Origin of the sequence: Aureitalea sp. L0-47 (genome assembly GCF_026126405.1) — a bacterium.
Classification (GTDB): domain Bacteria; phylum Bacteroidota; class Bacteroidia; order Flavobacteriales; family Flavobacteriaceae; genus Pukyongia.
In genome coordinates this window covers 526576-542764 of the sequence record NZ_JAFMTQ010000001.1, presented here as the reverse complement: position 1 = coordinate 542764, position 16189 = coordinate 526576, and the positions used below count along the sequence as shown (strand labels likewise).

The 16189-nt window shown below is 42.8% G+C and carries 14 protein-coding genes; all 14 read left to right on the top strand.

All coding sequences use genetic code 11. From position 1 onward, the window contains the following. The 14 genes from J1N09_RS02410 (at nucleotide 1) to J1N09_RS02345 (ending at nucleotide 16021) form a co-directional block, all read left to right on the top strand. Nucleotides 1-903, top strand: a complete 903-nt coding sequence (locus J1N09_RS02410; RefSeq protein WP_265197858.1) for a hypothetical protein — start codon at nucleotides 1-3, stop codon at nucleotides 901-903. 11 nt (nucleotides 904-914) lie between these two features. Continuing rightward, the gene (locus J1N09_RS02405) at nucleotides 915-3047 is read left to right on the top strand and encodes a glycoside hydrolase family 97 protein (protein WP_265197856.1); all 2133 of its coding nucleotides are present in this window, start codon (nucleotides 915-917) and stop codon (nucleotides 3045-3047) included. Further along, nucleotides 3048-4238 carry a glycoside hydrolase 100 family protein gene (locus J1N09_RS02400; protein WP_265197854.1) on the top strand — a complete coding sequence of 397 codons (1191 nt, stop codon included), beginning with the start codon at nucleotides 3048-3050 and terminating at the stop codon, nucleotides 4236-4238. A 152-nt stretch (nucleotides 4239-4390) separates the two neighbouring features. Beyond that, nucleotides 4391-6046: an MFS transporter gene (locus tag J1N09_RS02395; RefSeq protein ID WP_265197852.1), complete on the top strand. Its 1656-nt coding sequence runs from the start codon at nucleotides 4391-4393 to the stop codon at nucleotides 6044-6046. Next, complete coding sequence (locus J1N09_RS02390) at nucleotides 6043-7278, top strand: MFS transporter (RefSeq protein WP_265197851.1); 1236 nt, start codon at nucleotides 6043-6045, stop codon at nucleotides 7276-7278. Before J1N09_RS02395 ends, J1N09_RS02390 begins: the two co-directional genes overlap by 4 nt. Further along, on the top strand, nucleotides 7275-9143 hold the full coding sequence (locus tag J1N09_RS02385; protein WP_265197849.1) for an alpha,alpha-trehalase: 1869 nt from the start codon (nucleotides 7275-7277) through the stop codon (nucleotides 9141-9143). The genes J1N09_RS02390 and J1N09_RS02385 overlap by 4 nt, the downstream gene beginning before the upstream one ends. Nucleotides 9144-9153: 10 nt before the next feature. Further along, nucleotides 9154-10092 carry a carbohydrate kinase family protein gene (locus tag J1N09_RS02380; protein ID WP_265197847.1) on the top strand — a complete coding sequence of 313 codons (939 nt, stop codon included), beginning with the start codon at nucleotides 9154-9156 and terminating at the stop codon, nucleotides 10090-10092. Between the two features lie 16 nt (nucleotides 10093-10108). Further along, nucleotides 10109-11689 (top strand): solute:sodium symporter family transporter, encoded by a 1581-nt coding sequence (locus tag J1N09_RS02375; protein ID WP_265197845.1) that lies wholly within the window; start codon nucleotides 10109-10111, stop codon nucleotides 11687-11689. 93 nt (nucleotides 11690-11782) lie between these two features. Continuing rightward, nucleotides 11783-12535 carry a YdiY family protein gene (locus tag J1N09_RS02370; RefSeq protein ID WP_265197844.1) on the top strand — a complete coding sequence of 251 codons (753 nt, stop codon included), beginning with the start codon at nucleotides 11783-11785 and terminating at the stop codon, nucleotides 12533-12535. Between the two features lie 147 nt (nucleotides 12536-12682). Continuing rightward, entirely contained in the window at nucleotides 12683-13012 is a 330-nt protein-coding gene (locus tag J1N09_RS02365; protein WP_265197842.1) for an arsenosugar biosynthesis-associated peroxidase-like protein, read from the top strand. A gap of 21 nt (nucleotides 13013-13033) precedes the next feature. Then, the gene (gene arsS, locus J1N09_RS02360; protein WP_265198107.1) at nucleotides 13034-14086 is read left to right on the top strand and encodes an arsenosugar biosynthesis radical SAM (seleno)protein ArsS; all 1053 of its coding nucleotides are present in this window, start codon (nucleotides 13034-13036) and stop codon (nucleotides 14084-14086) included. A gap of 6 nt (nucleotides 14087-14092) precedes the next feature. Further along, a complete protein-coding gene (locus J1N09_RS02355; protein ID WP_265197840.1) occupies nucleotides 14093-14596 on the top strand; it encodes a rhodanese-like domain-containing protein in 504 nt (167 codons plus the stop codon). Continuing rightward, on the top strand, nucleotides 14589-15212 hold the full coding sequence (locus J1N09_RS02350; protein WP_265197838.1) for a TIGR04282 family arsenosugar biosynthesis glycosyltransferase: 624 nt from the start codon (nucleotides 14589-14591) through the stop codon (nucleotides 15210-15212). Before J1N09_RS02355 ends, J1N09_RS02350 begins: the two co-directional genes overlap by 8 nt. Next, nucleotides 15209-16021, top strand: a complete 813-nt coding sequence (locus J1N09_RS02345) for a purine-nucleoside phosphorylase (RefSeq protein WP_265197836.1) — start codon at nucleotides 15209-15211, stop codon at nucleotides 16019-16021. Before J1N09_RS02350 ends, J1N09_RS02345 begins: the two co-directional genes overlap by 4 nt. The last annotated feature ends 168 nt before the right edge of the window (nucleotides 16022-16189 follow it).

Genomic DNA, 16189 nt, shown 5'->3' with positions numbered 1-16189 from the left:
ATGATGCGTCGGTTGAAATGGATACTTGTTTTTGCTATCCTGGCCACCGGCTTGTGGTATTTTTTTCTTAAAGACCACCATTACCAGGTCTCTTTCCGAAGCGACCAACCTGCTTCACTTGTATTCAACCACATCCTTGATTGGGAAAATTATGACAGGGATGACCTTCAGTTAAAAACACTTTCGAAAAAGTCTTATTCGGAAATCATTCAAGAAGTAGGTGTGGGTGATTCGCTTTTTACCTATCAATGGCGAATTGAAAAAAGACATCCCAAAGGAACCAAAGTAACTGCGTATATCACGGATGAAAATGATAATTTCATTCAGAAGATCAAGGTTCCCTTTGGAAATAATGATTTTGTGAAACGAAGTCTTAGAAATACAGAAACCGTTGCAAAGGCATTGCAACTTAACTCTGAAACTTATAAAGTCCATAGCATTAAAGACTCGACAATAGCAGCTATTTATTGTGCCTATCTTCCCTTAAGTTCAAGGGTTGAGGCAAAAGCTTCCACTATGCTGAGTGGGATTAATGAAATCATGGATTATGTTAAAGGCAATGATCTTTCACTTAATGGTGATCCATTTCTTGAGGTAACACACTGGGATGAAAACGCAGGGGTAATCGACTTTAATTTCTGTTTCCCTCTAAAGAAGCGAGATAGTATGCCAACACATCCTACTGTGCGGCTAAAGACCACAGAGCCTGTAAATGGCATCAAGGCAGAATTCAACGGTAATTACAGAATATCAAATAAGGCTTGGTATTATCTCTTGGAACATGCCGAAAAATTTGAAAGAGTTGTTCAGAAATTACCACTTGAGATTTATTTGAACGACCCCCATTCAGGAGGTGATCCACTCCTCTGGAAAGCTCTTATTTTCTTACCTTTAGACGAATAAAATAGAACCATATGAATCGTAAAATCTCACTATTTCTCAGCACTATTATCCTTCTAACCGTTTTAATATCCTGTTCAAAACAGGCTGAAACAACAGTTTCCTCACCTGATGGTACTATTGAAGTCAGCTTCAATCTTTCAGCTACCGGACAACCATCTTATACGGTGATGCACAAACAGGAAATGATCATTGACACCTCTTATATGAGTTTCGATTTCAAGGACGTTCCTTCGTTAAAAGACGGTTTCGAACTTGTTTCTTCGGACATGAAAACGATAGATACCAGCTGGGACATGCCATGGGGAGAGCAGGCAACGGTTCAGAATAAATACAACGAGCTCACATTACGATTGAAGGAAACCGGCCAATCAGCAAGGAGCCTAAATATCGTATTTCGCGTATTCGATGACGGACTTGGGTTCCGTTATGAAATTCCGGCCATGGAAGGCGTATCTGAAGTACTAGTGATGGATGAGAACACCCAGTTCAATTTAACAGGAGATCATCGCGTATGGTGGCAACCGGGAGACTGGGACATATATGAGCATCTGTACAACGAGACGAATTTTTCTGAGATAGACGCCATCGCCAAACGCGATCACCCTAACCTGATCGCTACATACATTCCCGAGAATGCTGTGAATACGCCCGTAACCATGAAAACCGACAACGGCTTGTACCTCAGCTTCCACGAAGCGGATCTTACCAACTACTCTGGTATGACCTTAAAAGTGAACAACGATACATTCGAAATGGAGAGTGAATTGGTAGGTTCCGAAAGATTAGGCGGAAAGGCCAAAGTGGAACTTCCTTTTAATACACCATGGCGAACTATTCAGATCGAAGAAAATGCCGGCGACCTAATCGAATCGAAGATGCTGCTGAACCTCAACGAGCCTAACGCTATTGGTGACGTAAGTTATTTCACACCGATGAAGTATGTTGGAATCTGGTGGGAAATGCATATAGGTAAATCCACCTGGGATATGGAAGGTAGCCAGGATATGAGCACCTATATCGAAGGACAGCAAGGGTCAAAGACTCATGGAGCGACTACAGAAAACGCCAAACGATATATCGACTTCGCCGCTGCCAATGGTATAAAAGGACTGCTGGTTGAAGGATGGAATACAGGTTGGGATCAATGGATCAATACCGATGACCGGGAAGGTGTTTTCGATTTCATGACCCCCTACCCCGATTACGATTTTGATGAAGTGATGGCTTACGCCAAGGAGAAGGGCGTGGAAGTGATCATGCACCATGAGACTTCGGCTGCACCAAGAACCTACGAGAAACAAATGGAAGAGGCCTACAATTTCATGAAGGCCAACAATATGAATTCAGTGAAGACCGGATATGTTGGAAAGATCATTCCTGAAGGAGAATATCATCACGGACAATGGATGGTGAACCACTACGAAAAAGTACTCACCAAAGCGGCAGCCAAAAAAATCGCCATCAACGCCCACGAACCCATAAAGGCTACGGGAAAACGAAGAACTTATCCGAACGCCATTGCAAGAGAGGGATTGAGAGGACAGGAATTCAACGCCTGGGCCACCGACGGTGGAAATCCTCCGGAGCATTTATCTATAGTGGCTTTTACCAGGATGCTTTCCGGTCCGATCGATTTCACACCTGGAGTTTTCAATATAAAATTTGATGAATTCAAACCGGACAACCAGGTAAACACTACACTTGCCCATCAGTTAGCACTTTATGTAGTGATTTACAGTCCGATCCAAATGGCTTGCGACCTTCCAGAGCACTATATGCTTGAAGGAGAGATCCATCCGGCATTTCAGTTTATCGCCGATGTAGGTGTTGATTGGGATGCGACTGAAGTACTGGATGCCGAAGTAGCAGATCATGTAGTGATCGCGAGAAAAGAAAAAGGAACCGGAAACTGGTTTGTTGGTGGAATTTCGGATGAAAACAGTAGGACAGTTAGTGTGAAATTCGATTTCCTTGAAGAAGGAAAAACCTATATTGCTACCATTTATAAAGATGCTGCAGACGCCCATTACGAGACCAACCCGGAAGCATACGAAATTGAAAACATGGATATAACTTACACTTCAGAAATTGAGATCAACATGGCGGCCGGAGGCGGATTCGCTATAAGCCTAATGCAAAAATAAATGGAGGCATTGCATCCTTTATTGTACGAGGCGGTTCAGTTAATTTACCGACTCACAACCCCAAACGGCATCCTTGCCAGCACCATTGCTGCGGATAATTATAAACGTATCTGGGCCAGGGATTCTGTTGTATGCGGATTTGCCGGTATATTGATCAAGGATGAAAAGATCATCGAAGGACTAAAGAATTCACTCCTCACTCTGGCAAAGGCCCAACACGAACTGGGCATGATTCCGAGCAACGTACTCCCGGATAATTCAGACGATGTTTCCTACGGCTCACTTGCCGGGCGCATCGATGCCAACACCTGGTTCATAATAGGTTGCTGTATGTATTACGGTGAGACGCGGGATGAAGCTACCTGGAATCTTCTGAGGCCAGCTGTTCAAAAATGTCGAAGATTTCTAAATACGGTTGAATTCAACGATAAGGGGTGGATCTATACACCGCTTAGCGGGAACTGGGCAGACGAATATCCTATTCATGGCTATACATTGTACGACAACATGCTGCGGATCCTGGGCGAACAATTGTGGAGTGGGATCAATGGAGAACAATGGGCAGATTGGGAGACCTTCAAGGAACGCACCCGAACCAACTTCTGGCCGTCACAAAATTCAGATTCCAAACATATTTATCATAAGAATGCTTATAAGAAGGCCGCAGCCTCCAATCCAGGTCACTACGCCTCATTTATCTTGCCTGGATATTACGATATGCGCTTTGACGCCGCCGGGATGGCCTTTGCTCTGGAATTGATGCCGCCTAATTCAGAACAAAAAACAGCTTTGCAAAACTATCTGAACAATCTAAAAACGGAAGTTGGAAGCCATCTGATCCCTGCTTTCTGGCCAATTATAGACAAGCAGAGTCCCGACTGGAATTTACTGGAGGGAAATTACTCCTACGATTTCAAAAACAAACCGGGATATTTTCACAATGGTGGAATCTGGCCTGTTTGGATGGGACTATTTTGTCTTGGACTTACTCATTCCGGTATGCCTGATGAAGCGGAGAGGATTATCGCCGAATTCACACAACGAGTTTCGGGAGATGATAGCTGGGACTTCCACGAATATCTGAACGCACAAGACTTCTCCTTCGAGGGTAAGACCCAAATGGGATATACGGCTTCGGGAATAGTGTTCATGTACATAGCTTTAATTCAAATCCAAAACGCAAGAAAATAGGAATTACCGATTCTCAAGGCTTTCGATAACGATTTCGTTTAGAATTCGGTATTAAATCGGTTTCATATTTACATTTTTCTCAAAAAATACGGATATTACATAGTTGAAAACTCAGTTTTCGGCTACCTCTAACTAAGGCTAAACCAAATTAGATGATCAAGAAACCAAAACTCACCTTTTGGCAGATCTGGAATATGAATGTTGGGTTCTTCGGAATTCAGTTTAGTTTCGGTCTCCAGCAGACGGCTGTCAATCCTATATTTTCATTCCTTGGTGCCGCTCATGACGAGCTTCCTTTGCTGAATTTGGCAGGTCCGGTAACAGGGCTATTGATTCAACCATTGATCGGGGCTATATCTGACAAGACATGGATACCGAAATGGGGAGGACGACGAAAGCCGTTCTTTATGATCGGGGCTATCATCGCCAGTTTGTGTTTGTTTGCCTTTCCTTTCAGTCCGGAATTATGGTTCGCCGTAGGACTCTTATGGTTACTGGATGCCGGAAATAATACAGCAATGGAACCATACAGGGCGTTTATAGGGGATAAACTACCTGATGAGCAGCTCACTTTCGGTTACCAGATGCAGAGTTTGTTTGTAGGAGCCGGGATTACGATTGCTAACTTCTCGTTATTCCTCTTCCAGGATTGGTTTAGTGTTCCTGCTGAAGAAGGCGCAGCTTTATGTTCTACTGCCGTCGAAACAGTGACCGCTATCCCAACATGGGTATATTATTCCTTCTTTCTGGGTGCGATCGCATCCATAGGAACCGTACTTTGGTCCGTTTGGAAAACTCCGGAAATTCCGCCTTCCGACGAAGAATTAAATGGTATCCGGGAGTTCAATAAAGATAAGCCTAATGCTCTCATCCAGATAATCTCTGTACTGGTTGTACTATTAACACTACCAATAGCACTAGGATTTGTAGCCAGATTCTTCTTGCCGGAGCTTTTAGAAGATTACAACGTCCTGGTGATCGTGATACTTCTCTTAGCGTTGATATGGGTGTACATCATATATCGTTGGATAAAGAATCACCAGGCCAATCCATTCGCCAAAAGGATGGGAGATCTACTCGCACCCTTCATAGAAACAACTGAAGCGGTTGGCGACATGCCAAAAATGATGTGGACGCTTGCCGGGGTTTATTTCTTCCAGTGGTATGCACTCTTCTGCTACTGGCAGTTCATAACACCAATGTTACGCACCAGTTTGTATGGAATTGCGAACACCGATTATCAAAAATACGAAGGCATTATGGAGGCCTGTGAAGCCGGGGAAGTCATTGCAACTGCCGATCAGTCGTTTGCCCAAAATATTCAACTGCTCTCTGAACAGGCACTTGCACAAACGGGTCTCATGAACGGAACATACAACCTTGTTACCATGCTGGTGGCTTTGGCGCTCGTGCCACTGGCCAGAAGAGTTGGATCCAAATGGGTTTACGTACTCAGCCTTGTAATCACCGGTATAGCAATGTTGAGTATGCCTTTTATCAAAGATGAATACATTCTTTTGGCCCCGATGATACTCTTCGGAATTGGTTGGGCGGCGATGATGGGAATTCCCTACGCCATGGTTTCAAAGGTCATCCCTGAAGACAGACGAGGGGTTTATATGGGAATTGTGAATATGATGATAGTGATCCCAATGCTTATCCAGACAGTAAGCTTTGGGCCTATTATCAAGAATCTACTTGGGGACAACGCGGTGAATGCTATACTTTTCGGAGGTGTGTTCTTTATAATCGCTTCCATTCTCGCGATACGACTCAAACTTCCGAAGGAAAAAGAAGATCACCTATGAAAAATCTAGGAATAAAAGTTTCCATTTTCGTCAATTATTTTGTCTTCGCTATTCTATTGAATAGTGTGGGTATTGTAATTGCCCGATCGATCGAGGTGTACAAGGTAACTGAATCACAGGCATCTCTTCTTGAGGCATTTAAAGATCTGCCAATTGCAGTAGTCTCTTTCCTGGTAGCATCATTTCTTCCTAGATTTGGTTATAAACGGGCAATGCTCATGGCATTATTAATCGTGTTTGGCGGATGTATTGGAATGTACTTCGGAAATACATTCGCAACTGCGAAGATGTTGTTTCTAACCATTGGTGTTAGTTTCGCGCTCATAAAACTTTCAGTCTACACCTTAATTGGAATAGTTACCGAAACCCCCCAACAACACTCCTCTTTGATGAGTTCGATAGAAGGGTTTTTTATGGTGGGTATTGCCAGTGCGTACTTCATTTTCCCAGCATTTTTTAGCGATACGGATCCGAATGCATGGATTCGAGTCTACCCGGTACTTTGTATTCTAATCGGTATTTCATTTATCCTCTTATTGTTCTCTAAACTCAATGTTCCCGTAGAGACTTCGGGAAATAACCTTAAAGAAGACATTAAGAACTCCTTTGGACTTCTGGCACTACCACTGGTATTGGTTTTTATATTTTCGGCCTTCTTCTTTGTAATGATCGAACAAGGTATCATGACCTGGCTGCCGAGATTTAATGAAAAGATCTTCTCCTTTTCTCCAAAATTAAGCGTAAACATGGCCGCTATCCTGGCCATTTCACTGGCATTAGGCCGTTTTATTGCCGGGTGGATGTCCAAGAAAATAGCATGGGAACGAATTATAATAGTTTGTTCAATACTTGCAGTGGGTATTTTACTGGCGGTCTTACCACAATTAAAACCCGAAGGTGAAACCCTTACAATTAACACATTGGCTAAAGTTCCTTTTCTGGGATATGTTCTGCCACTTATCGGTTTGTTCATAGCCCCAATATATCCGTTGCTGAACAGTACTGTTCTCAGTCATTTACCTAAGAGCCTTCATTCACCCATGTCAGGGTTGATCATCATTTTTTCTGCTTTAGGTGGTACATTAGGATCCAGGATAGTAGGTGAACTATTTGAAAACATAGGCGGGGCCAAAGCGTTTTATTTCCTGATCATCCCAATTGTTTTATTAATTATTTCCGTAGTGCTTATAAAAAGACTCATTAAAAAACAGGAAGTGGCCAACCAATCATGATCTTTGAACTCGACATAGCAACTACACTGGAGCAACTTCTCGCCCAGGAAGACACCGATAACGATAAAAAGATCACCATTGAAGACAGTGGCCCTGGTGAGTTTGTTATCCAGGCTAAGGATGGAACTTCGCACAGCCTGAAAGGTACTTACCATCTATCTAATTTATTACAGGAACTGGTGATCGCTAAAAATGAAGGTAAAAGCACTGCTACTATTCCCCTGGAACATCTTGAAGAGCCGCCGGTTCAACGAGTGTCCCGAATGATTCGTGACTATTTCTGGCAGGGGCTAACTCGATCTATGGATGCCAATGGCATTGAAACCTTGCTGAACGATAGCAAGAATGAGACACTCGATGAGCTTACCGTACTGAATGTCTATGTTCCTTTTGAAGATGACCTCGCTTTCGATTATTATTCAGAATTAAAAAAGAATATGCCGCTTGAGGTGATTCGACTCCCTGAGAAAATCACTCCTGAATACGTTCGGTCACTGAACGACAAACCCGGTATTCTATCTTTGAAACTGGAAGAAAAAGATGGTGTGATTAAAGGTGTGCCTTTTGTAGTTCCCGGCGGAAGGTTCAACGAAATGTACGGCTGGGACAGCTACTTTGAATCCATCGGACTTATACTCGACGGGAAGGCCGAACTTGCAAAAGCTATGGCCGATAATTTTCAATACGAAATAGAGCATTACGGCAAGATCCTTAATGCAAACCGTTCCTACTACCTCACCCGTACCCAACCTCCGTTCTATACGAGGATGATCTCCGAAGTATTTGAAGTAACTGGCGATAAAAAGTGGTTGGAAAGCCACTTAAAAACCGCCATCAAAGAGTACGAAACCGTGTGGATGGTTCCGGGAGAGCGACTCACGGGCTTTGGTCTAAACCGCTACCTGGCTGAAGGCCTCGGTAAACCACCGGAAGCCGAAGCAGGTCATTTTCATCATGTGTTTGGGAAATACGCAGACGAAGCAGGAATGACCCTGGAGGAATACGAGAAGTTATATTCCGAAGGAAAAATAGATAACGAAGTACTAGACCACTACTTTGTGCACGACCGCAGTGTTCGTGAATCGGGTCATGATACTTCTTACCGACTTGAAGGTATGTGCGCAGATATTATTCCTGTTGAACTCAACGCCTTCCTATATCAGTATGAAATTGACTTCTCAAAACTGATCCAAGACCAATTCAATGATTCCTTCGAATACAATGACAATAAATATAATTCTGCCTACTGGAAACACAAGGCTGCCGACCGAAAAGAACGAATGAATTCCCTACTCTGGAATGATGAAAAAGGCATGTATTTCGATTTCAATATTGAAGAGGGAGCTCAGAATATATTTGTTTCAGCAACGATTTTTACACCTATGTGGGCGGGTTTATGCAGTCCAAAACAGGCCTCTCAGTTGGTCCGAAACGGCATTAGACTTCTCAAAGAAAAAGGGGGAATTGCTTCCTGTGACGAGGAAAGCAGGGGTGAGATCTCTGAGCACCGACCTCAAAAACAATGGGATTATCCGTATGGATGGGCTCCTCACCAGATGATGATCTGGAAAGGACTGAAAATGTACAAATTCGATAATGAAATGCAGGAACTTGTTTACCGCTGGTTGTATATGATAACTCGTAATGCCGTTGATTACAATGGCACGATACCCGAGAAGTATGATGTTGTGATCGCCACACATAAGGTCTTCGCTGAGTATGGTAACGTTGGAACCGAGTTTCAGTACATTACCAGGGAAGGCTTTGGTTGGATGAACGCTTCCTACCAATACGGTATATCTTTGTTGCACGAAGAATATCTTCAAAAACTGAATGACCTGGAATCACCTGATAAACTTTTTTAATTTCTAATTGATGAGTGAACGTACAATCGACATCTTAAGTGTTGGCGAGACATTGATCGACTTCATTGGAACTCAACCGGAACACCCAATAAGCAAGACCAAAGATTATCACCGTTACCTTGGCGGCTCCCCAACCAATGTGGCTATGAATATGTCACGGCTCGGGGTCAATGTAGAAATGGTAGCCACCATTGGCGATGACGGCTTTGGTGAATATATCATGAAACGATTTGCTGAGAACAATGTAAATACCGAGAGTATTCGTGTTTCTGAAAGTGTTCCTACCACGGTGATATTTGTTTCTCGAACTACGGGAACGCCTGAGTTCGTTGCGCTAAGAGGTGCTGATTCTGAAATAATCTGGGATCAGATATCAGAAGAGAAACTGAAAAAATGCAAGATCTTTCATACGTCCTGTTTTGCCCTGAGCAAAGAACCAGCAAGGTCAACCATACTCGAAAGCGCCAGACGTGCGGCCGAGTTGGGTTGTCAATTAAGCATTGATATTAACTATTCTGAAAAGATCTGGCCGGATACGAAAGCCGCTACAAATACTATTACTGAATACTGCAGTCTGAACCCGATAGTAAAGGTGAGTCAGGACGACGTTGACAGGCTATTTGGCCCAGGTATGAATCACGAAGAGATCTTCGAGTATATACATGGGCTCGGAGTTGATGTAGTATGTCTAACATTGGGGAAAGACGGCGCCAAGCTTAGTGAACGCGGAAAGGAAGTGATCCAATTCTCGGCTCTGAAAGTGGAAAAGATTATGGACGCCACAGGTGCTGGAGATGCTTTTTGGTCTGGTTTTCTTTTTGCTACCTTAGCGGGTAAATCGAAAGAGGAACAATTAAAAACAGGTCTTAAAATGGCCGCCATTAAATTACAAAATGTAGGACGAATCCCTGATTTTGCAACGGAATTATCGAATTTCTTAGAATTCTAACTATCATATAGTAATTATGACCATTATTACATTTTTAGCATTTACGATCCTTGTAGGAGTTATTTCCTGGTGGGCCACCCGCAAAACTGATGAAACCAGTTCGGATGGATATTTTCTGGGCGGAAGAAGTTTAACCGCTTTTGTAATCGCAGGGTCCCTGCTGTTAACCAACCTATCTACAGAACAGATCGTTGGACTTAACGGACAGTCGTACGCAGAAGGTATTCTGGTTATGGCATGGGAAACACTTGCGGCCATCGCGATAGTGGTTACAGCCGTTTTTCTGTTGCCGCGTTACTTAAAAGGTGGTATTACCACAGTGCCGCAGTTCCTGGAAAGACGCTACGACAAGGGCACCAAAGCAATAACTTCAGGCTTATTCCTTTCGGGATATATGGTAGTTCTCTTACCGATCGTACTCTATTCCGGAGGTTTAGCTATAAGTACCATGTTTAATGTTCCGGAGGCCTTTGGAATTTCTGAAACCGCCTCACTATGGCTTTGTGTTTGGGGTATCGGAATTGTTGGTTCTCTCTATGCTATTTTTGGTGGACTAAAGGCGGTCGCTGTATCGGATACAGTAAATGCTGTTGGATTGCTGATCGGTGGTCTGATGATCCCTGTATTTGGACTTTGGGAAATTGGCGATGGCAGTGTAAGTGCCGGAATAACCGAATTGATGGATAAACTACCGCAGAAGTTTGTTGCCGCCGGAGATTCAGATTCATCCATTCCTTTCGGAACTATATTTACCGGTATGATGCTCGTGCAATTATTCTACTGGGGAACAAACCAGGCCATTATCCAAAGAGCGCTTGCAGCAAAAAATCTTAAAGAGGGACAGAAAGGACTCATGATTGCCGCCTTTATTAAAATATTGGGACCACTCATCGTTGTACTGCCTGGTATCATTGCTTTTTATCTATATGAAAGTCAGATCACCAATGCAGATCAGGCGTATCCAACATTAGTTAGAGAAGTCTTACCGGCGTCATTGGTAGGTTTCTTCGCAGCTGTATTATTCGGAGCTATTTTGAGTTCGTTCAATTCCGCACTAAACAGCTCTGTGACCCTTTTTGGTGTAGATATCTACAAGGAGTACTTCAATAAAGAAGCAGATGAAAAGACTATTGTATGGAAAGGAAAACTCTTTGGGATTTTCTTAGCATTAGCCTCCATGATCATTGCTCCTTTCATCGCCAATGCCCCAGCAGGATTATTCGGTTATCTTCAGGAAGTTAACGGCTGTTACAGCATCCCTATCCTTACGATCATCGTAGTGGGTTATCTTACCAAGCGAGTGCCCGCAATCGCCGCCAAGGTCGCTATCTTGTCTGGCGTTATTCTCTATACTATAAGTCAGTTTGTTCTGGCTCCAATGTATGGACAGGATTACCCTCATTTTCTGCACGTAATGGCGATTCTATTCGTCTTTAATGTGCTGCTGATGCTTGTTATTGGAAAGTTCTATCCTCGATCGACCGACTATGTTCAGGTACATACCAAACAAGTGGATATTACCCAATGGAAGTACGTAAAACTTGTTGGCTTTGTTATTGTTATAATCGTAGTATCCACTTATATATTTTTCCAGTAAAAACGTAATAATTCGATATTTTGTTCTAAGATCCCCCAAAGCTCTTTTGCGGGATCTTATATTTATTTATAGTTTTAATAAACAAAATGAACCATGAGATCACTGCTTTTTCTGTTTCTGTTATGTGCAATATGTACTGCTGAAGCGCAAATACTGAATGCCGAATCTCTTCGGAAAGTAACGGACACTTCAGGTTTTTCCGGGTCGATAAGTGCTTCTTTGGCTCTCAAGCGAAATGTGAACGACTTTGTAACTATTAGCAGTGACATCCATCTTCAGTATAAGATGAATAAACACCTGGTACTATTTAAGAACGATATTGCATTTCAAAAAATTGAAGGACAGGATTTCGACAATAGCTTTATTATACACTTTCGTTATAATTACCGCTTTCATGACCGCATCGCATGGGAGGTTTTCCTTCAGGGGCAATATAACAAGATCAACCTTATCGACTATAGAAGATTAGCGGGTATAGGTCCCAGGTTCAAACTAACCACTTCAGAAAAATATAAATTCTACCTCGGTATTTTAGCCATGTATGAACACGAGAAGGTAACCGATGGTATCACTCCGATACAAGAGGACATCCGGGGAAGCAGCTACCTGTCCTTCAGTTTATATCCAACGGATAATATCACAATCATTAGCACAACTTACTATCAACCAAGAATAGATAAATTCAGTGATTACCGAATATCGAGTCAGAGCTCCCTCCTGGTCATGCTTTTCAAAAATTTTGCGCTCAATACATCATACACTTTCACCTATGATGTTTTCCCCGCCGTGGGCATTCCTAATTCGCAATACGATTTTAGTACTGGCCTTACCTATAGCTTTGATTAGAGACAAGATTTGGACTTATAAATAGTCGTTATGGAAGGATCGAAAATCTTTCGTAAGCTTTTTTACATTTCTTAGACTACTTCCCTATATTTACGAGCATGAAGAGGCCGAAATGATTTCGGTTTTGGTATTATTTAAAATTCTTTTATGTCCTATTACGACCCTAAAGACCTGCGGAAATTCGGTGATATAACCGAATGGAGTGAAGAACTGGGAAATAAATACTTCGACTACTACGGAAAAGTGTTCGAAGAGGGGGCTCTTACAGCCCGTGAAAAATCGTTGATCGCCCTGGCAGTAGCCCATACGGAGCAATGTCCATATTGTATTGATGCCTACACCAAAGATTCGCTTCAACGAGGGGTGACTAAAGAGGAAATGATGGAAGCGATCCACGTGGGTGCAGCGATTCGAAGTGGGGCGACCCTGGTGCACGGTGTGATGATGATGAATAAAGTGAACAAACTGGACGGATAGTCAAATATTGCTATGACAAAGATAAAGACCCAATCCCTGCACAAGCGGCACAGTGAACTTGCGCAGGCTAACAGGCAGCTTCAGATCCTTTCGAACGGAATTTTCGTGGAGGAGCTACCTACTTTTGCCGACAAAATTAAAGAGACGGGACATTTCCCTTTGCGACCTGGGACATTGGAAGTCTTACAGATCAATGTAGGCTATATGTGTAACCAGGTATGTGAACACTGCCATGTGGATGCTGGCCCGGATCGTAAGGAAATCATGACCTGGGAAACCATGGAATTATGCCTGGAGGTAATTCGAAATACAGGTGCTCACACTCTGGATTTAACCGGAGGTGCTCCAGAAATGAATCCGAACTTCAGAAGATTCGTTGAAGAAGCGAGTAAAGCGGGAATACAGGATTTTATTGTCCGCAGTAACCTAACGATCATCAGGGCAAATAAAAAATACCACGATCTTCCGGAATTCTTCAAAAAACACAATGTCCATGTGGTTAGTTCAATGCCGCACTGGACTAGAGGAAAAACCGACAAACAACGTGGGGATGGCGTTTTCGATGCATCGATCGAGGCGCTAAAAATGCTTAATAAAGTAGGGTATGGAATGCCGGGAAGTGATCTCAGGCTCGATCTTGTTTACAATCCAAGTGGGGCATTCTTACCAGGAGACCAGGCGAGCATGGAAAAGGATTTCAAGAAAGCATTGATGGATGACTTCGGTATCCAGTTCCATAATTTGTTTGCCATTACAAACCTCCCTATTTCACGATTCCTTGATTACCTGATAGCTTCCGATAATTACGAAGATTACATGTACCAACTGGTAGAGGCATTCAATCCTTCTGCAGTGGCAAATGTTATGTGCACAAATACCATTTCTGTGAGTTGGGATGGCTGGCTATACGATTGCGATTTCAACCAAATGCTGGAACTCAAAGTAGATAGTAAAGTTCAGCATATAAGAGACTATAATGAGGCAATCCTGAACGACCGAAATATTATCATCTCCCAGCACTGCTATGGGTGTACGGCTGGTGCCGGCAGCAGTTGCCAGGGAACTGTAGCCTGATAGATTATGAAATTGCGATTCTTAAATATATTACTTGTTCTGATGGGCTTCCAGGGGTTCGCACAGGAATCATTAGGCGATCTGTTGCGTATATATAATACCCGCTCGATCCCCTATATATCTGTAGAAGAGTTGCGAATGCTCCAGGTGAATGATGAAGTGATATTGTTGGATTCCCGCGAAATTGAAGAATTTGCTGTGAGCAAGATCGAAGGAGCCATCCATGTTGGTTTTAATAAGTTTTCTTCTGAAGAAGTCCTGAAAAAAATAAAACCCGGTGATGACCTTGTAGTGGTGTATTGCTCCCTGGGAATTCGTTCCGAGAAAATTGGGAGAAAACTGAAAAAGGCCGGATTTACCAATGTGAAAAACCTTTACGGAGGTATCTTCGAATGGAAAAACAAGGAATATCCCGTAGTCGATTCTGCAGGTAATGAAACTGAAAAAGTCCATCCTTTCTCAAGAGCCTGGGGGAAATGGCTACTGAAAGGAGAAAAGGCCTATGAATAAAGCACTCCTTCTAATTTTCACCCGAAATCCCGAATTGGGAAAGGTTAAAACCAGGCTGGCGGCAACTATAGGAGCCGAAGCAGCTCTCAAGATCTACAATTTCCTCCTTAACCATACTTTTGAAATCACTCGAGACCTTACTATAAATAAACATGTTTATTATTCTGAAACCATATGGGAAGATGACATATGGCAGCCCTCGGTATATGAAAAAAAATTACAGTCGGGTGACGATTTGGGTGATCGCATGAAAAATGCTTTTGAGAGGGGATTTAAGGATGGATATGAAAAGATCGTGATCATCGGTAGTGACATATACGATATTAGCAGTAAAGACATTGAGAGTGCTTTTGAGGCGCTGGATACTAAGGAACTAGTTATCGGTGAGGCCCAGGATGGTGGATATTATCTCCTCGGAATGAATCAACTTTACCCGGAGCTATTCGAAAATAAGCAATGGGGTACAAATACTGTTTTTAACGATACGGTTGCGGATTTCAAAGATCGGTCGGTTTTCTATTTACCAATGAGAAACGATATTGATCTGTATGAAGATCTGCTGGAACACGAAATATTCAATCCATATACAAAAGCAAACGAAGTTAAAAACCAATGATACATCAAATTGAAGAGGCTGTAGATTTTCTTAGAGGCCGTGGATTCGGCACCCCGGAAGTTGGTATAATCCTGGGTACTGGACTCGGAAAGATACTGGAATCGGTTGAAGTTGAAGCTGAAATGAGCTACAATCACATCCCCTACTTTCCTACCGCCACAGTTGAATTTCATACAGGGAAACTGATCTATGGATCCCTGAGTGGCAAGAAGGTCGTTCTAATGCAGGGAAGATTTCATGTGTACGAAGGATATTCACTTCAGGATGTAACCTTCCCCGTTCGCGTGATGCATAAACTGGGTGTGAAAAGACTGCTGGTAAGCAATGCTTCAGGGGCTCTAGACCCGGATTTTAGAAAGGGTGAGATCATGCTTATCGACGACCACATTAATTTGCAGGGGGGCTCTCCGCTGGCTTTCAAAGGAGTTGAAAAAATGGGCGAGCGTTTTGTGGATATGAGCGAACCCTACGATAGGGAAATGAACGACCTGATAGAGAAGATCGCTTCAGAAAAAAATATTACCCTGCACAAAGGCGTCTATGCAGCCGTTGTGGGACCTCAGCTGGAAACACGTGCAGAATACCGTTACCTCAAAATTATTGGCGCTGATGCCATTGGGATGAGTACCATTCCCGAGGTAATTGTTTGCAACCATTTAGGCCTTCGGGTGTCAGCTATATCGGTTTTAACCGACGAATGTGATCCGGACCATTTGCAAAAGGTGAACATACAGGAAATTCTGGCTATGGCAGCCAAAGCGGAACCAGACATGATCGCTATATTCACCGAGTTGATTGAAAAACTATGACAAATTAGATGTTAGATATTAGTAGTTAGTAATTAGACTAAGACATATATCCAACATATTTACTGCTTACTGAATACTGCTTACTGAACACTGAACACTGAACACTGAACACTGAACACTGAATACTGAATACTGCTTACTGAACACTGAACACTGAATACTGAATAC